The organism is Aulosira sp. FACHB-615 (genome assembly GCF_014698045.1).
Taxonomy (GTDB): Bacteria; Cyanobacteriota; Cyanobacteriia; order Cyanobacteriales; family Nostocaceae; genus Nostoc_B.
Genome location: NZ_JACJSE010000002.1, coordinates 319,913 through 337,113 on the forward strand (window position 1 = coordinate 319,913; position 17,201 = coordinate 337,113).

Annotated in this window: 13 protein-coding genes and 1 CRISPR repeat array; of the genes, 7 read left to right on the top strand and 6 right to left on the bottom strand. The window is 41.2% G+C overall.

Annotated features, from left to right (window positions below):
• Positions 1-2,310: 2,310 nt before the first annotated feature.
• Positions 2,311-3,297, top strand: coding sequence for a GTP 3',8-cyclase MoaA (gene moaA / locus H6G77_RS03680; RefSeq protein WP_190870864.1), 987 nt, complete (start codon positions 2,311-2,313; stop codon positions 3,295-3,297).
• 78 nt (positions 3,298-3,375) lie between these two features.
• On the opposite strand, the gene rpsD is transcribed toward moaA, so the two are convergent.
• Positions 3,376-3,984 (bottom strand): 30S ribosomal protein S4, encoded by a 609-nt coding sequence (gene rpsD / locus H6G77_RS03685; protein ID WP_190591905.1) that lies wholly within the window; start codon positions 3,982-3,984, stop codon positions 3,376-3,378.
• A 282-nt stretch (positions 3,985-4,266) separates the two neighbouring features.
• Between rpsD and H6G77_RS03690 the strand changes: the two genes are divergently transcribed.
• The 3 genes from H6G77_RS03690 to H6G77_RS03700 all read left to right on the top strand — a co-directional run bounded on the left by H6G77_RS03690 (position 4,267) and on the right by H6G77_RS03700 (position 6,604).
• The gene (locus tag H6G77_RS03690; protein WP_313954477.1) at positions 4,267-4,839 is read left to right on the top strand and encodes a hypothetical protein; all 573 of its coding nucleotides are present in this window, start codon (positions 4,267-4,269) and stop codon (positions 4,837-4,839) included.
• Between the two features lie 458 nt (positions 4,840-5,297).
• On the top strand, positions 5,298-5,954 hold the full coding sequence (locus H6G77_RS03695; protein ID WP_190591907.1) for a DUF2301 domain-containing membrane protein: 657 nt from the start codon (positions 5,298-5,300) through the stop codon (positions 5,952-5,954).
• Positions 5,954-6,604, top strand: coding sequence for an ElyC/SanA/YdcF family protein (locus tag H6G77_RS03700; protein ID WP_190870866.1), 651 nt, complete (start codon positions 5,954-5,956; stop codon positions 6,602-6,604). The genes H6G77_RS03695 and H6G77_RS03700 overlap by 1 nt, the downstream gene beginning before the upstream one ends.
• Before the next feature lie 217 nt (positions 6,605-6,821).
• Here the strand turns inward: H6G77_RS03700 and H6G77_RS03705 are convergent, their stop codons facing one another.
• On the bottom strand, positions 6,822-7,541 hold the full coding sequence (locus H6G77_RS03705) for a class I SAM-dependent methyltransferase (RefSeq protein WP_190870867.1): 720 nt from the start codon (positions 7,539-7,541) through the stop codon (positions 6,822-6,824).
• 263 nt (positions 7,542-7,804) lie between these two features.
• Between H6G77_RS03705 and H6G77_RS03710 the strand changes: the two genes are divergently transcribed.
• On the top strand, positions 7,805-9,196 hold the full coding sequence (locus H6G77_RS03710; protein ID WP_190870868.1) for a 1-acyl-sn-glycerol-3-phosphate acyltransferase: 1,392 nt from the start codon (positions 7,805-7,807) through the stop codon (positions 9,194-9,196).
• Between the two features lie 284 nt (positions 9,197-9,480).
• Positions 9,481-10,835: direct repeats of the CRISPR family, unit length 37 nt; unit sequence ATTGCAATTCAAACTAATCCCTATTAGGGATTGAAAC.
• Between the two features lie 114 nt (positions 10,836-10,949).
• On the opposite strand, the gene holB is transcribed toward H6G77_RS03710, so the two are convergent.
• Both holB and H6G77_RS03720 read right to left on the bottom strand, forming a co-directional pair.
• Positions 10,950-11,912, bottom strand: a complete 963-nt coding sequence (gene holB / locus H6G77_RS03715; protein ID WP_190591911.1) for a DNA polymerase III subunit delta' — start codon at positions 11,910-11,912, stop codon at positions 10,950-10,952.
• 419 nt (positions 11,913-12,331) lie between these two features.
• On the bottom strand, positions 12,332-13,444 hold the full coding sequence (locus H6G77_RS03720) for a D-alanine--D-alanine ligase family protein (RefSeq protein ID WP_190671044.1): 1,113 nt from the start codon (positions 13,442-13,444) through the stop codon (positions 12,332-12,334).
• A gap of 193 nt (positions 13,445-13,637) precedes the next feature.
• Here H6G77_RS03720 and H6G77_RS03725 point away from each other — a divergent pair, with 193 nt between their 5' ends.
• A complete protein-coding gene (locus tag H6G77_RS03725) occupies positions 13,638-14,486 on the top strand; it encodes a lysophospholipid acyltransferase family protein (protein WP_190591913.1) in 849 nt (282 codons plus the stop codon).
• A gap of 18 nt (positions 14,487-14,504) precedes the next feature.
• Here H6G77_RS03725 and H6G77_RS03730 read toward each other — a convergent pair whose 3' ends face one another.
• On the bottom strand, positions 14,505-15,221 hold the full coding sequence (locus H6G77_RS03730) for an RNA ligase family protein (protein ID WP_242049137.1): 717 nt from the start codon (positions 15,219-15,221) through the stop codon (positions 14,505-14,507).
• A 112-nt stretch (positions 15,222-15,333) separates the two neighbouring features.
• Positions 15,334-16,554, bottom strand: coding sequence for an AraC family transcriptional regulator (locus tag H6G77_RS03735; RefSeq protein ID WP_242049138.1), 1,221 nt, complete (start codon positions 16,552-16,554; stop codon positions 15,334-15,336).
• Between H6G77_RS03735 and H6G77_RS03740 the strand changes: the two genes are divergently transcribed.
• Positions 16,553-17,119: a cupin domain-containing protein gene (locus tag H6G77_RS03740; protein ID WP_242049139.1), complete on the top strand. Its 567-nt coding sequence runs from the start codon at positions 16,553-16,555 to the stop codon at positions 17,117-17,119. The genes H6G77_RS03735 and H6G77_RS03740 overlap by 2 nt on opposite strands.
• The last annotated feature ends 82 nt before the right edge of the window (positions 17,120-17,201 follow it).

Below are 17,201 nucleotides of genomic sequence, written 5' to 3' on the forward strand. Positions count from 1 at the left end.
TAGCTTCTGCAAAGCAACTGAGCGATCGCAAAAATATTTCCACAATCCATCTCCTACTTGTGAATAGTAGAAGGTAAATAAGTGAGTTTTATCTTAATAAACACTAAAAGTGTTTGATAAACTCTATCGGTGGCATGATAACTGCGAAGATTCAGATGGAAGTTAAGTCAATAAATGCTGACACTGATAGTCAAAAAACACTATTTGCACTAGTATATTGTCTGAAACTTACGCTAGAATATACGCCTAAGCAACTACCAACAAAAGACAATAATTGTCTCAACAATCGCCAAGTAAGTGTTAGTTAATCCAGGGAGTTAGATATCAGGGTACATCTACCAATTAATTGTTCCAAGGTCTAGCAAAGTCTTCCGGAACAATTACCATAAAGGTTTTTGGGTGCTTCAAAAGTAAAAATATAGTTGTATCTACCAAGCAGGAAAGTTAGTTATCTTAGTACAACTACCAATAATCTGTTTCCAGGATTTAGAAGTATGTTCCGGATAAAAATTCCAAAAATCAGTATGCTGCTAAAACAGCATAAAAAAATCTACCAGTTATGGCCAGTGCATAGGGGAGTTAGTTATTAGGGCGCGTCGATTGATAATATATTTATTCGAGAATTTATCAATATCTTCCGAATAAATATGCAATAATCATGGTTGCTATTTACCAAATATCAAAAAATCTCCCAGTAATGTCAGATAACTAGGAGATTTATTTATCAGGGTGCATTTATAAAAATTATTTAGTTCGAGATTTAATTAACATCTTCCGCAGAAAACATATATAATTACTTTACTTCTGCTGAGATGTTGCTAGTAAAAAAATCCTCCTAGCCAGTGTCAGCCAGCTAGGGAAGTAAGTTATCAGGTGCATCTACCAATTAATTGTTCTGTTTTTAAATCGCATCTCCCGGAACAATTTTTCACAACAAGCATCATCTACAAAAAAAATCCCCCAGCCAGTGTCAGCCAGCTAGGGAAGTAAGTTATCAGGTGCATCTACCAATTAATTGTTCTGTTTTTAAATCGCATCTCCCGGAACAATTTTTCACAACAAGCATCATCTACCAAAAAAAATCCCCCAGCCAGTGTTAGCCAACTAGGGGAGAAGTTATCAGGGTGCATCTACCAATTAATTGTTCTGTTCTCAAACTGCATCTCCCGGAACAATTTTCGATAACAAGCATCATCTACAAAAAAAATCCCCCAGCCAGTGTTAGCCAACTAGGGGAGAAAATTATCAGGGTGCATCTACCAATTAATTGTTCTGTTTTCAAATCGCATCTCCCGGAACAATTTTGCACAACAAGCATCATCTACCAAAAAAAATCCCCCAGTCAGTGTCAGCCAACTAGGGGAGAAGTTATCAGGGTGCATCTACCAATTAATTGTTCTGTTTTCAAATCGCATCCCCCGGAACAATTTTTCACAACAAGCATCATCTACCAAAAAAAAATCCCCCAGCCAGTGTTAGCCAGCTAGGGAGAAAGTTATCAGGGTGCATCTACCAATTAATTGTTCTGTTCTCAAATCGCATCTCCCGGAACAATTTTGCACAACAAGCATCATCTACCAAAAAAAATCCCCCAGTCAGTGTCAGCCAACTAGGGGAGAAGTTATCAGGGTGCATCTACCAATTAATTGTTCTGTTTTCAAATCGCATCCCCCGGAACAATTTTTCACAACAAGCATCATCTACCAAAAAAAAATCCCCCAGCCAGTGTTAGCCAGCTAGGGAGAAAGTTATCAGGGTGCATCTACCAATTAATTGTTCTGTTCTCAAATCGCATCTCCCGGAACAATTTTGCACAACAAGCATCATCTACCAAAAAAAATCCCCCAGTCAGTGTCAGCCAACTAGGGGAGAAGTTATCAGGGTGCATCTACCAATTAATTGTTCTGTTCTCAAACTGCATCTCCCGGAATAATTTTTCACAACAAGCATCATCTACCAAAAAAAATCCCCCAGCCAGTGTTAGCCAGCTAGGGAGAAAGTTATCAGGGTGCATCTACCAATTAATTGTTCTGTTCTCAAACTGCATCTCCCGGAATAATTTTTCACAACAAGCATCATCTACCAAAAAAAAATCCCCCAGCCAGTGTCAGCCAACTAGGGGAGAGTTTGAAAGCTTGAATGCAAGGGATAGTAAGACTTTTCCTCCTGCCTTCTGCTATATTCGGTTAAATATACTAAAATCTGAGGGCGCAAGTCTTTGCGTCTTTATTCATCTTGCACTCTTATGCTTGATAGCTATGAAAGTCAGATGGGCAATGCGGAAAATACAATAGAAATAAATTCCTTAAAATGAACCAGGTAGACTATCTCCGCATTAGTTTAATCGATCGCTGTAATTTTCGCTGTCAATACTGTATGCCGGAGGGTGCAGAACTAGAATATGCCCTCAAGCAACAACTACTCTCTGACGCGGAACTACTGACTTTGATTCAAGAGGTGTTTATCCCTGTCGGTTTTACGCAATTTCGTTTAACTGGGGGCGAACCTCTACTGCGTCCTGGTGTAGTAGATTTAGTTAAAGCGATCGCATCATTCAGGGAAACTAAAGACTTATCTATGACAACTAATGGGTTTTTACTTGCACCCATCGCCAAAAATCTTTATGAAGCTGGCTTACGCCGAATAAATATTAGTTTAGATTCCCTTGATCCTGATATCTTTGATCAAATTATCGGCAATCATGGACGTTCTCGCTGGCAACAAGTCTGGGATGGTATTCAAGCCGCCTACAAAGCGGGATTCAACCCTCTGAAGCTGAATGTAGTGGTGATCCCCGGTGTTAACGACCACGAAATTCTCGATTTAGCTGCCCTCACCATTGACAAACAGTGGCACGTCCGGTTTATTGAATTTATGCCGATTGGTAATTGGCAATTATTTGGCGATCGCGGTTGGGTATCTTCTGCGGATTTACGCCAACGCATTCGCAAACAATGGGGATTGACAGAATCACAAATTCGTGGTAGCGGGCCTGCGGATGTTTTTCAAATTCCGGGAGCGAAAGGCACGCTAGGATTTATTAGTCAGATGTCAGAATGTTTTTGCGATCGTTGTAACCGGATGCGACTCAGCGCCGATGGTTGGTTACGTCCCTGCTTATTAAATGAAACTGGTCAATTAGATTTAAAAACTGCCCTGCGTTCTGGTGTCAGCATCCACGAGTTACGAGAACAGGTGAGACACTTATTAGCCATCAAGCCAGAAATTAACTTTAAAGGCCGCGACTCTGGTACTACAGGCACATACAGCCGTACTATGTCGCAAATTGGCGGATAAAACTTTGTTGAGTAATGAGTTCTGAGATTTGAGGCTGTTTAATTACTCAGCACTCAGCACTCAGCACTCAGCACTTCCTTATGCTTGTCGTGAATAGTATTCCACAACCAGCAGTTCGTTAACTTGTAAAGCCACCCACTCGCGTTCGATGACACCGTTAACTTTGCCAACTAACTTGTTCTTATCAAATTCCAAGTGGCTGGGAAGGTTAGCCAAACCGGGATATTGCAAGTTAGTTTCTACCAACTTCCGTGATTGTGCTGTATCACGAACCGCAATTACCTCACCAGGACGGCACTGATAGCTGGGAATATTAACTACACGACCATTGATTGTGACATGACCGTGATTTACCAGCTGACGCGCTGCTGGAATTGTGGGAGCCATACCCAAGCGGAAAACGGTATTATCTAAGCGCATTTCTAGCAGTTGCAATAACACCTGTCCGGTAGAACCAGTAACACGTCTGGCTTTACGGACATAGCGTAGCAGTTGCTTTTCTGTTAGACCGTAGTTACAACGGAGTTTTTGCTTTTCTTCGAGACGGACAGCATATTCAGAACGCTTTTTGCGGTTCTGACCATGTTGACCGGGCGGATAGGCGCGTCTTGCGCTTTTACGAGTTAATCCTGGTAATTCGCCTAAGCGACGTACAATTCTGAGGCGTGGCCCTCTGTATCGGGACATGAGTTTCCTTAATTTAATCCTGTTTAAACTTTACCCAGACATACTATTATAAATATCTGTAAATGAAAAATGCCAAAAATCCGAAATTTAATCATCAAAAATTTATAAATATCCGAATTTATAGCGGTCGAAGCATAATCTCAGCTTATGTTTGCGGCTGAAGCTCTAAAAAATACTAAGAACTCAGCACTCAGCAATTTGCCATGACAACAGAATTGAGAATGTCAAGCAGAGTTGGCTTACATTTGAGTTAGCATAACTGAGGGTTTTGGAACAATGGCAATGGAAACACAAAAAGCGAGTAAAGCGAGAAAGCCTCAAGATCAGTCTATTTCTGGGATACTCAACACCAAAAGTATGCGCTGGACTACACCTGTTTTGGCTATGGCAGGACTGTTGATCTCTAGTCTTCCCAGCCCAGCACTGATCATATTTTCCGATGACCATGAAAGTTACCGTGCATGTGCGGCGCAACTTTTAAAAGCAGGTGTCACCCAAGCAGCCGCAGCCCAAGGTTGTGCGACAGCCATACGTCCCAGAGATTTATCTGCTTGTGTAGCAACCATTAAACAAAGAACAAAAATTAGCCCAACTGATGCGCTGGCTTACTGTTCCAGGGCGCGTCGTCCTAAAGAATTAGCCAGTTGTGTGGTTGGTGTCAGTCTCAATACCAAAGAAGAAATTAACTCAGCCGTTTTAAATTATTGTGGTCGTAGTTTATTACCTATCACTTTTGCTGACTGTGTGGTTGGTTTGCGTCGGGAAATTCCTTTAACACCAATGCAGGCGTTAGATACTTGTATTGACGCTAGTGAAACTGCTAATGGGCTAACTCTTTCTCCTACAACACCCTGAGAGGTGATTCATAGGGTAAAAATAAAAATTATCGTATTGGCGTGGCAAGGCTAAAGTAGTGCATTAGATTGGAAAAATTAACCGCAAATGTGGACGCGCAAACGGCTTGCCGTAGGCTACGCGGATGAAATAGGTTTTTGAATGCAACATTTAAGGCTAGACACGCCAGTAGGATATTAGGACTTACGCATCAAAATGAAAAACCAAGGGTTGTGGCGAGGGTGTAGGGGTTCAGGGGTATACTGATTCAAAATCCTTACACCCCAAACCCTTTCACCCTTACACCCAATCTCCACAGATAATCTTTGTGCGTAAGTCCTGGATATTATGCAGAGGTAATTGATATTAATTTTTAAACTAAATAAATTGAATTTACACAACAGATAACACAGTGCGATCGCTCTCAGTAAGACTTTTGTTAAGATGTCTTTGTCTTAGTTTAAATATTTTTGCTGACTATGACTACGCAAACTGTATCTCCATCACCAGTTTATCAAGGGCAATTTGGGGAATTTACGATTGATCAAAGCGATCGCACTGGTGTAATTATCTATCGTACTGCGTTAATGGTAGCGGCACTCAGCTTTGCTGTGGGGACTGTTTTGGCATTGTTTTACAATAATCCGACTACCATCCAAGCAATTACCCCTTTATATACCTGTTTTAGTTTAGCTCTCGGTGTGAGTTTGTTGACCATTCATATTTACATGGTTTTGCTGCACCGAGTTTTACAAGTTTTTTGGTTAATTGGGAGTATTTCTGCATTTATTTTTGCTCATTTTGACAGTCAACCTTTTGCATTGACTGTCTACACAAACCCATTGACTATTTTAGGTATAGGTTTTACCTTCGCAGCCTTAACAGGCATTTATTTTAAAGAAGCTTTTTGTTTTAATCGTCTGGAAACTAAAGTTTTAACTTTCACAGTTCCCTTGCTGTTATTAGGACATTTAGTCGGGATTTTACCAATTCAAGTAGAACAAATTTTGTTAGGAATTTGGGCAACTTTATTTTTAGTTTTTGCTTTGCGAAAAACTGTACAAGCAATTCCCGCCGATATTGGGGATAAATCTGTATTTGCTTATTTAAAAGCCCAAGGTTCAGCTAAGGTTTAATGTGGTTAATCAAACGTCAAGAAATTTGGACTCTTACAGCGCAGGGATGGGCGTTATTTCTGATTGTTTTGGCGGGTAATCTATTTTTTGTAATTCAGAATATACACTCATTTCTCGCCGTAAATTCTCCCATTAAATCAGCAGATACACTCGTTATTGATGGCTGGATATGTGATTATGCTTTAGAACAAGCAGCCGGAGAATTTAAAAGTGGTTCTTATCGCCAAATTATTACCATTGGCTCAAAAGTAGAACAAGGATTTTATCTGGCGGAATATCAGAATTTTGCCGAAATTGCAGCTTTGACATTAGCTAAATTGGGTGTTCCGCAAGATAAATTGATTATTGTACCTACGCCTAGTGTGACTAAAAATAGAACTAATGCTTCGGCGGTGGCATTATGGCAGTATATATCAGATAAAAATTTACCAATTGAGTCAATTAATTTGTTGACAATTGATGCTCATGGGCGGAGAAGTTGGTTGATATTTAGTAATATATTTGCTCCCAAAATTCCAGTCGGAATTATCTCGGCTAAAACAAAAAACTATGATCCGCAAAAATGGTGGAGTTCTAGTGAAGGTGTGCGGGTAGTGATTAGTGAAGCGATCGCATACATTTATGCTAAGTTGATAAGCTGGAAGTTGTAAGAAGGGACAAGGGAGACACGGGGGACACGGGAGACACGGGAGACACGGGGGACACGGGAGACACGGGAGACACGGGGGACACGGGAGACACTGAAGCAATCTTTCTACTTCTATCTTGTCTACCCCCTCTACCTTGTCTCCCCCCTCTCAGCACGTACACTTCGACTTCTCCTGACGGAGACGCTGCGCGAACGCTCAGTGTACGTGAATCAGCAGTTTAAAATTTGACTTTATATAATTCAAATAATTCGCCTGATTGCTGTGCAACTAGTTTACCCCCGGTGGCTTTGATGATTTTTTCCCACTCAGCTAGAGGTTCTAAAAATACTTCTGCACCTAAATAAGTTTCTAACACCGCCCAGTCTTCCGCTAGAGGTTGTTGGGGGTTGAGAACATCAAAGACAAAATGCCCCCCAGATTTTAAAACTCGTTGAACTTCTCCTAAAACAATATTCCAGTATTCCAGGGGATAATAGCAACTAAAGCCGGTGGCGATCGCTAAATCAAATTGATTTAAGGCATAATTTAAACGATGCGCTCCACCCAACTCTACACCTTTGAATAGTTTGGAGTTTAGCTGAGAACCGCGAGAATTAAGCGTATCTCGTGCGATGTTACTAATTTCTTGGCCATAGAAAAATGCCTGCCAATCACGCCAAGGATAAATCAAAAAACTGACACCACAACCAATATCTAAACAATGTTGATTTTTCTGCGGTTGAGCAATTTCCCAAAACGGAGAAACAGCCCTCCCTGCTAAGATACCCGCTTGCCATTCTTGATATATTGGCAAAGCTTGTACTTCTGGGGGTAGTTCAAAAGTTTGGTTTTGATATTGGCGGTTGAAGCGATAAGCTACTTGATTAGTTCTTTCTTGCCATTTATCTGAGTGGGGACTGCTGTTGAATGGAAAACTGGGAGACGGTTTTTTAGACATAAGGCTTCACGGCTGTTGAGTGTGAGTTCCAGTAGTCTGCCAAGATAACTTTGCGTGGTGGCAAGCTTCGGAGCAGGGAGCAGGGAGCAGAGGGGAAAGATTCTCTCCCTTGCACCCTGCCCCCTGCACCCCTGCTAAGTCTACACGGCAATGTTCGGTTGGTGAACTACTAGGTTGGGGTTGGTAAAGATTTATGCGATCGCCCAAGACACAACCTAAAGTCCATATTGTACAATCGCAACAAATATCATCTGGAGAACAGCTTGCCTAAATCAATCCACTCCACTCAACCACCACTAAAATTTATTCCCCAAAATTTTAACCCGCTAATACTCCAGATGATGCGGTGGTGCTTGCCATTTATCTTGCGGTTTCGGACTCGACCTTGGTTAACGGCTGGTGTGGTTAAAATCGAAGCGGAGAATGCAGAGATATTAGCCGAACTTTATCAACAATTCCAAGCCGGCAAAATCCGCTTTTTGATAGCATTTCGTCACCCAGAAGTCGAAGATCCTTTGTGTATGTTGTATCTGCTGTCACGCTTGGTTCCCAAAGCAGCACGTCAGCATCATATTAACTTACAAGAACCGATTCATAGTCACTTTATTTATGAACGAGGAATGACTTTATGGGCGGGAAACTGGCTGGGTTGGTTATTTTCTCGTGTGGGTGGTGTTCCTGTGCGGCGGGGGAAACGAGTTGACAGGCTGGCTATTCAAACAGCACGAGATTTATTTGCGAATGGGAAAATACCGATCGCTGTTGCACCAGAAGGTGGTACAAATGGTCATAGTGGCATCGTTAGTCCGTTAGAACCGGGTGTAGCGCAATTAGGCTTTTGGTGTGTGGAAGACTTGCAAAAAAGCGATCGCTCTGAAACAGTATTTATAGTACCAGTTGCTATTCAATATCGTTACGTCCAGCCACCTTGGGCAAAAATAAATTGGTTATTAAGTAAATTAGAAGCAGATAGCGGTTTAACAGTCCAGTCAATTTCGCCGTCGCAAATTGACAACCCAGGCGAAATTTATCATCAACGCATTTGTCGTCTGGGTGAACATCTCATCACCGAAATGGAAGAATTTTATCGCCGCTTTTATCATCAAGACTTACCCCAAATTCCAAATCAACCATTTATTACTAGGCTGCATCGTTTATTAGATACTGGTTTAAAAATTGCCGAACAATATTTTGATGTTCCCGCCCAGGGAAACTTTATTGATAGGTGTCGGCGTTTAGAAGAAGCTGGTTGGAATTATATTTATCGAGACGACATTCCTGATATTAATAGCCTACCACCCTTGAAACGCGGGCTGGCTGATTGGATTGCCGAAGAAGCGGACTTACAAATGCAGCACATGAGAATAGTCGAAAGTTTTGTCGCCATTACCGAAAACTATCTCAAAGAACAACCGACTAGCGATCGCTTCGCTGAGACTGCATTATTAATGTATGATATGCTGACGCGGATTCAAAACTCCACATTACCCGGAAGACCGCGTTTAGGTTTGCGCCAAGTAAAAATTACCGTCGGTGAACCAATTTCTGTTACCGAACGCTGGGAAAAGTCCCAAAACAACCGTCAAGCAGCCAGACAAGCAGCCAGTAATTTAACCAAAGACTTGCAAACAGCATTAGAAAATTTGATTAACTAGTACAACAAGGCAAAAGGAAAAAGGCAAAAGTTAAAAGTAAGAACTGAATTTCCTCAAATGCGCGAATGGATAGGTGTAAAAAATTAGGGTTTCACCAAAATGGCTGTATTCCTTTCAGCATCAGGTTTTGCCGAAAAAATAAATTAAAATCATCCGCGCACCTTACACAGTATAGGTTTCAGAGATTCAGCGTCAATCAATTGACATTATTGGGTGTTATAATCAACCAATCCGCGAAACTGAACCTTGAAAACTTCATAGCACAAGACTTTCTGCCTCCCGCTATTGCAATTCAAACTAATCCCTATTAGGGATTGAAACTTTGGTGTTCTGAATATCTCCGATACTCGATGGCATTGCAATTCAAACTAATCCCTATTAGGGATTGAAACAAAGAGAATTAATTCATATATTTATTATTGGACATTGCAATTCAAACTAATCCCTATTAGGGATTGAAACACAGGCACGATCGCTTTCACCAAGAATCTGAATATTATTGCAATTCAAACTAATCCCTATTAGGGATTGAAACTTTTACATTGCCTGAGTACATAAGAATCTATTTTTATTGCAATTCAAACTAATCCCTATTAGGGATTGAAACAAAACCTCTTTCCGTAAGCGTTTGAGATAATTTCGATGATTGCAATTCAAACTAATCCCTATTAGGGATTGAAACCGACTGGGAAGGAATGACGCTATACCCATAATCGAATTGCAATTCAAACTAATCCCTATTAGGGATTGAAACCATCGGGAATCGTAATATGAGCTTCTTGCTTGAATTATTGCAATTCAAACTAATCCCTATTAGGGATTGAAACTACATGGTAGCATATTTTGACCATGTAAACATGGCTATTGCAATTCAAACTAATCCCTATTAGGGATTGAAACAATCCGCACATATTCATCTATTCCCCTAGCGCATCCTAATTGCAATTCAAACTAATCCCTATTAGGGATTGAAACATAGCCATTATTACTCTATATGAGGAATATAAATGATGAGTGAATTGCAATTCAAACTAATCCCTATTAGGGATTGAAACCTTTATTTGCCAGGATATTGGCGATTGGAGATATATCAGAAATTGCAATTCAAACTAATCCCTATTAGGGATTGAAACAGCAAAGAATTTTCAGAACGGCTATTTTTTAGACATTGCAATTCAAACTAATCCCTATTAGGGATTGAAACATCAAAAATTGGGAAGGCTCAAAAATTCCTGAAGAAATTGCAATTCAAACTAATCCCTATTAGGGATTGAAACATCGAAAAAGAAGAAGCGATCGCTGCTGCAAAAGATTGCAATTCAAACTAATCCCTATTAGGGATTGAAACAAGTATCTTTAAAATTATTTTTATTTCTTGTGGGATTGCAATTCAAACTAATCCCTATTAGGGATTGAAACGTTTAACCAATTCCAGAACACCGACAGGTAGCGCAGGAGGGATTGCAATTCAAACTAATCCCTATTAGGGATTGAAACCTCATATTCATCATCAACAATGGATATCTCATCTATTGCAATTCAAACTAATCCCTATTAGGGATTGAAACATAACAAAACCTGTACTATCCTCTAGACAGTAAAATTGCAATTCAAACTAATCCCTATTAGGGATTAAAACTTTATTCACAGTTATAGCAATTTGAAAGAAGAATGCGACAGATATAAATCAGAAAAGTCTTACTGGAGCTAAATTTATTAATTGCAAATTGCAAATTGCGAATTGGTATTACTTCTATACATTGCATTGTTGATGTACAGATAATAAAGTGCATTCCCAAACTAAACGCGGTTGGGCGTAAACTAAAAGTGCCTTGCGTGCCTGTTCTAGCTGATTAATAACTCCTGGTTGATGCCACTTTTGCCAATAAGAATGTTGTAGGTAATCAATTAACCATAGTTGTGATTCTGTATCTAAATCTTTGTCAATTGTTTTAGCTAGTTCTAAAGCATGGCGGGCAGATTTTGGGGCGGCGGTGAGGTGTGAGAGTAATTCAGAGGGGATAACTTGTAATTGTTCATAACAAGCGATCGCATTTCCCGGACTGCCAGCCGCTATACTCAACACAGCCGGATGTTGCAAAATTTCTTGATGATTTGTTTGCTGCAATACTTGACTTAACGCTGCACTGTCCAAGCAATAAAAAGGAATCTTTTGACAGCGCGAAACCAACGTTGGCAAAACCGACTCAGGCGTAGGTGTAATTAAAATAATCGTTGCTTGTCCTGGTTCTTCTAAAGTTTTTAATAACGCATTCGCGGCTGGTTCCGCCATTGTTTGCGCTTCTTCTAACACCACCACATTTCTTGGTGCTTCTAAAGCCGGACGACTGAGAAACTGTGTAATTTCCCGAATTTGTTCTAATCGAATTAAAGGCGGTGCTTTGCGCTTAAGTTTTTTTTCTGCTGCTTCGGCGGCTGTTAATCTTTGCCCTTGATATTGATATGTTGGCTGTACCCACAACAAATCAGGATGATTCCCTTGACGCACCCGATTCTGCACCGATGCAACCAAATGTGTGTCAACAGTACTAGAAAATAATAACTCGACAAAACACCGAGCCGCTAAACTTCTGCCTACACCCTCTGTTCCCGCAAACAAATAAGCTGGTGCAACTCGATTTTGTCTCACAGCCTCAGTCAATAATTCTATGGCTTGCTGTTGTCCAACAAGTTGTGCAAATGGATTGTTAGTCATGAGTTTTAAGCCCCTCTTCCCGTCGGCTACGGTGTACACACCAGTCGAAAATAGGCAGTATGAAACGCATCTCGCCTAGAACTAAAGTTCCAGGCTTATAGCCAAAGTCCACTTAAGTGGACTGGCAGATATTTTTATTCGAGTCCTCTTGAGAGGACTTGCGCTATGAGACTCGGAATTTATTCCGAGGCGGGACAGATGCACCACACTAAAGTTCCAGGCTTATAGCCAAAGTCCACTTAAGTGGACTGGCAGATATTTTTAGTTGAGTCATCTTCAGAGGACTTGCGCTATGAGACTCGGAATTTATTCCAAGGCGGGACAGATGCACCGAACGAAAGTTGTGTGTACACCATAGCTCTGCATCAAAGAGAGGTTAATCAAACTCACTTTCAATGACGGTAAAATTCCCCATTAATTCACTCCGCACTTGCAGGCGAATGTCTTTCTAAAGCTAGTTGTACTAATCTATCTACCAATTCGGGAAAAGCTACGCCGCTATGAGACCAAAGTTGAGGATACATACTAGTAGCAGTAAAACCTGGTAAGGTATTAATTTCGTTGATTAAGATTTCCCCAGTTGCTTCTACATAGAAGAAATCTACCCTGGCTAACCCTGCTGCATCAACCGCCGCAAAAGCTTGTAATGCCATATCTTGAATTTTACGGCTGATATCATCTGGCAGTCGTGCGGGAATGACTAAATCGGCTCTACCTTCGGTGTATTTAGTTTCGTAATCGTAAAAGTCGCTATCAAAGGTAATTTCGCCAATAACTGAGGCTTGGGGTTGGTCGTTACCTAATACAGCACATTCTACTTCTCTAGCGACTACTCCAGCTTCTACAATGATGCGGCGATCGTAACTGGCGGCTTGGTCGAGTGCAGTTTCTAATTCTGAGCGCGATCGCACTTTGGCAATACCTACCGATGAACCCAAGTTAGCAGGTTTGACAAAACAAGGATAGCCCAATGTGGCTTCTATTTCATCGCAAAGTTTCGGGAAAATACAAGGATTTGACCAAATTTGCGCTCTGGTTAAGGCTTTATATTTAACTTGCGGTAATCCGGCTTGCTCAAATGCCATTTTCATCGCAATCTTATCCATCCCCAGTGCTGAACCTAGCACCCCAGAACCCACAAAGGGAACTTGCATCAATGTCAATAAACCTTGAATTGTGCCGTCTTCCCCGTTGGGGCCGTGAAGAATGGGAAACCACACATCCACTTCTGCAACTTGGGAAGGAGATTGCCAACGTTCCAGGGTTTGAGTTTGAGAATTGGTGAGTTGGCTTTGTTCTGAGTTTGGGGAATTTGCCGATTCTAGTAAAGGTTTACCAGAACCTAATACTTGTTGTGGCGCATCCCCAGCTAACCAACGTCCATCTTTTTGAATGTAGAAAGGCAAGATTTCGTACTTATTAGCATTTTGTTCTGCACTTAAAGCTTTAGCGATCGCTCTTGCTGAACTAATCGACACTTCATGTTCGCCAGAACGTCCGCCAAATAACAATCCCACCCTGAGCTTAGTCATTTTCTGTACCTCTACACTCCTATCGCAGATAGCGTATCATACCCTGTCGAAGTTGCTTCCCTATTTCCTGTTACCCGTCCCCTTTAAAAATATTCTGCAATTAAAGATGAGCTAAAATCACTCCATATTTAGGTATGTTTGTCTTACAACCATAAACTGGTCAGACTTTTATAAATACTGTTAAGATTTTTGAATGTTACAAAAGCGACATACCTTGGAAAAAAAACTCGGTTGGTCTTTGGATGAGCGAGATCCACAGTTCATCAAATCAATGATGCCTTTATTGGGCTTTCTCTACCGTTACTATTTTCGGGTGCAAACAAGCGGTTGGCATCACATCTCACCACAGCAAAAAGTCCTGTTTGTTGGTTCTCATAACGGCGGACTCTCAGCCCCCGATATGTTGATGATGATGTACGACTGGTTTGAGCGTTTTGGTGTGGAACAACCAATATATGGTTTAATGCACCCCAGAGTTTGGGAGGTGACACCACCAATGGCGCAACTGGCTGCCAAAATGGGAGCTATAATAGCTCATCCTAAAATGGCATACTCAGCTTTGCGTTCTGGTGCGAGTGTGTTGGTTTATCCCGGTGGCGCAGAGGATGTGTTTCGACCCCATTATTTAAGAAATAAAATTTATTTTGCAGGCAGACAAGGATTTATTAAACTGGCGCTACGGGAAAATGTACCGATTGTACCAGTGATTTCGGCGGGAGCGCATGACACCTTGATTGTCTTGGCAGATATATATAAAATTCTCAACCAATTTCATGAATGGGGAATGCCTTGGTTATTGGATATTGATCCGGTGGTGTTTCCCATTTACTTGGGTTGGCCTTGGGGATTAGCAATTGGCCCACTACCAAATATTCCATTCCCTGTATCGATTCATACACAAGTTTGTCCGCCGATTATCTTTGAACGCTATGGTCGGGAAGCCGCAAGCGATCGCAATTACGTTGATGAATGCTACGAATTGGTTGTGAGTAAAATGCAGTATCAATTAGATCAGCTTGTCTTGCTCACCGAAAAATCTTGATTAAGTATATGATTTCCATCAATTGCGGCGTTTAGTATGACGTTCGTAATCTTCAAAACGCAATTTAGCGATCGCACCCCGCGAAATAGTTCTTGCTACAATACCTTCGGCTCTACCCTTTGCACCTGCATCTAAGGCTACATTGGTTTTGGGTAAAATTGTCAAAAGAAACTCATGTGCTTCCTTGATGCTAGTTGGTAAAGCTGTAACTTTTGCCAGTCTTGGTGTGAGTTCAAGTCTGTAATCTTTCGCTGTTTTGTTCAGTTGTGCTTCATCTAAAAACAGTTGCCCCCCATTGTCTCGCCACGCCGACAGTTGCTTAGTAGACTTGGTAAATAATGTATCCATTTCTGTGAGAACAGCAACATCAAATAGCCGCCAGCCTACTCTTTGTTCGGCAGTATATTGTTTACTCGCAGAGGTAATCTTACCACCGTACAATTCCAGATAAACCACAGTGATACAATCCTGAGATGGCGGTAAAGAATCAGCAACATCTTTGAGTGAGTTGACAATTCCCAGCGCAGGATTACCAATCAAGTCCCCTTTGGCAAATAACAGCTCTTCTCGACTGCCTAAAACAAAGTTACCATCAGGTAGCAAAATTATCCGCGAGTTTGTACCATCGACTTTTTCTGTCAAAATTACTTCACCATCAAAAATGACGGTTTCTTCCAACAATGCGCCTTTGTCTCCCAGTGTGTGATAAGTCGGAATGCTGGGATATTTAGTCATAGAGTTGAGTTTATCGAGGTCACAACTCCGTAATGAAAAATCGCCACTCATACAATACTTATATTATACAAAATACAATTGTAATATATCTGTTAGGCGATCGCACTTCATCTCAACAATAGGATAAGCGATAATTTCTCGGAGTTTGCCCCGTCCATTTTTTAAAAGCACGGTTAAAGGCACTCGGTTCGGAAAAACCTAGTAAAAATGCCACATCCTGAATTGGTGTAGCGGGATTTTTTAAATGTCGTAGGGCTAATTCTTTGCGAGTATTATCTAAAAGTTCTTGATAAGATGTGCCTTCAGTTTGTAATTCTCGCTGCAACTGACGAACACTAACAGCTAAACTCCGTGCTACAGTTTCTAGAGTCGGGAGATTGGCTTTGAGTTGTTGTAAAATCTCCTGTACAACTCTTCGCGTGTAATTATCTTCTTGGTTCATCGCATCGAGCATTGTTTGGGCGTGTTGTTCAAACATCGAAAGTAAGTTAGAGTTAGCTGATAATACTGCCCAATTCAAGCAATTAGCATCAAAGATAATGCGATTTGTTGGCATAGAAAAGTGTAAGCCTGTTTGAAATATGCGTTCATATTCCGCAGTCTCAGCAGGATGTGGATATTGAAACCAAACTGTATGCAGGTAAAGTTGTTTTCCTGTTAAGAATTTTGTGGCAGTTAACAGTGATGTAAAAGTACTTTCAATGGCATATTGCGGCTGTTCTAACAAGTAATTTTTTAAATCTTGTACAATGTCGCAGTCACAAAATACCAAACCATCAGCAACCGTAAAATGAATATATGCTCCCTGGCTGAATAGACGTGTGTAGCGAGAAAATTTTTCTAAAGCTTCTCCAAAGGTCTGACAGTTGACGAGTACATAACCCAGAATCCCAAAAGTTGCCAAATTAAAGGCTTCACCTAGATGTAAAGCAAAGTTTTCATCACCAGTACGCTTGATAACCTCTCGCCATAAAGCACTGTGCAAGCTTCCTGTAATTTGTTGGTCTGGCATTTTCAGCAAAATCGGGTCAATTCCTACATCTTTACACAAGCTATCTGCATCAATTCCATATTTCGCGGCGGCAAACTGCACAATACCTCGCGTCAGGTAAACAGAAAAAGTTGCTTCCTTCATGGGTGTAGGAGGTGACAGGGAACAGGTGGCAGGTGACAGGTGACAGAGTTGAAAGTTTTGTAGTGTCGTGCTGTTGGTACAGATAACAAAAATGGCGCGATTGGTCAATTTCTTGGCGGGACTTGTCAATTCAGAATTGGGGAGAAAATTTATTGTTGAAGTGTAGTCAAACCGCACCACACAAGGAGTTATACACATGAATACATCAATCTTAACTACACAACAACAGCCAGAAGTAATTGTAAATCCTGTGACTGGCGATCGCATGACTATCTTAGAAACGGGTGCAGCATATAGCAAAATCCGCTTTGATTTACCGCCAAAAGCTAAAGGTAGTCCACTGCACTACCACACCAAAATGAGCGAAACCTTTACTGTTCTCCAGGGTTGTCTAGAAATGGAGTTTGGACACAAGGGAAATCGCCGGACGCTGTATGCTGGAGAAAGTCTGCACGTTCCCGCAGGTGTGCATCACAGTTTCCATAATCCTTCTGATGATTGGGTGGCGTTTACCAGCGAAAATAAACCTGCGGCCGGATTTGAGCAGTTTATCCGGTCAATGTATGGTTTAGCAATTGATGGCAAAGTGAACCACGAAGGAATGCCGACTAATTTACTGTACTTTGCCTTATTGCTGAAAAAAGCTGATATAGTTCTCGTCGGTATTCCGCGAGTGGTGCAAACACTTTTGGTTGGTGTGTTGGTACGCCTTGGTGATTTGATCAGCGTCGAGCGATCGCTTGTGAAATACTGGCATAAATGAAGCGTTGATTAATGGTAGAGGAATTACTGATACAAATCACTTCCTCTCGCCGAGCGACTTGTACTGAGCGTAGTCGAGGTAA

Excerpts from the sequence above, each read along its gene's own strand:
- H6G77_RS03690 (WP_313954477.1), top strand. The coding sequence starts at position 4,267 with ATGGAAACACAAAAAGCGAGTAAAGCGAGAAAGCCTCAAGATCAGTCT.
- H6G77_RS03700 (WP_190870866.1), top strand. The coding sequence starts at position 5,954 with ATGTGGTTAATCAAACGTCAAGAAATTTGGACTCTTACAGCGCAGGGA.
- H6G77_RS03730 (WP_242049137.1), bottom strand. The coding sequence starts at position 15,221 with ATGACTAAATATCCCAGCATTCCGACTTATCACACACTGGGAGACAAA.
- H6G77_RS03740 (WP_242049139.1), top strand. The coding sequence starts at position 16,553 with ATGAATACATCAATCTTAACTACACAACAACAGCCAGAAGTAATTGTA.
- H6G77_RS03695 (WP_190591907.1), top strand. The coding sequence starts at position 5,298 with ATGACTACGCAAACTGTATCTCCATCACCAGTTTATCAAGGGCAATTT.
- H6G77_RS03705 (WP_190870867.1), bottom strand. The coding sequence starts at position 7,541 with ATGTCTAAAAAACCGTCTCCCAGTTTTCCATTCAACAGCAGTCCCCAC.
- moaA (WP_190870864.1), top strand. The coding sequence starts at position 2,311 with ATGAACCAGGTAGACTATCTCCGCATTAGTTTAATCGATCGCTGTAAT.
- H6G77_RS03735 (WP_242049138.1), bottom strand. The coding sequence starts at position 16,554 with ATGTGTATAACTCCTTGTGTGGTGCGGTTTGACTACACTTCAACAATA.
- H6G77_RS03725 (WP_190591913.1), top strand. The coding sequence starts at position 13,638 with ATGTTACAAAAGCGACATACCTTGGAAAAAAAACTCGGTTGGTCTTTG.
- rpsD (WP_190591905.1), bottom strand. The coding sequence starts at position 3,984 with ATGTCCCGATACAGAGGGCCACGCCTCAGAATTGTACGTCGCTTAGGC.
- holB (WP_190591911.1), bottom strand. The coding sequence starts at position 11,912 with ATGACTAACAATCCATTTGCACAACTTGTTGGACAACAGCAAGCCATA.
- H6G77_RS03720 (WP_190671044.1), bottom strand. The coding sequence starts at position 13,444 with ATGACTAAGCTCAGGGTGGGATTGTTATTTGGCGGACGTTCTGGCGAA.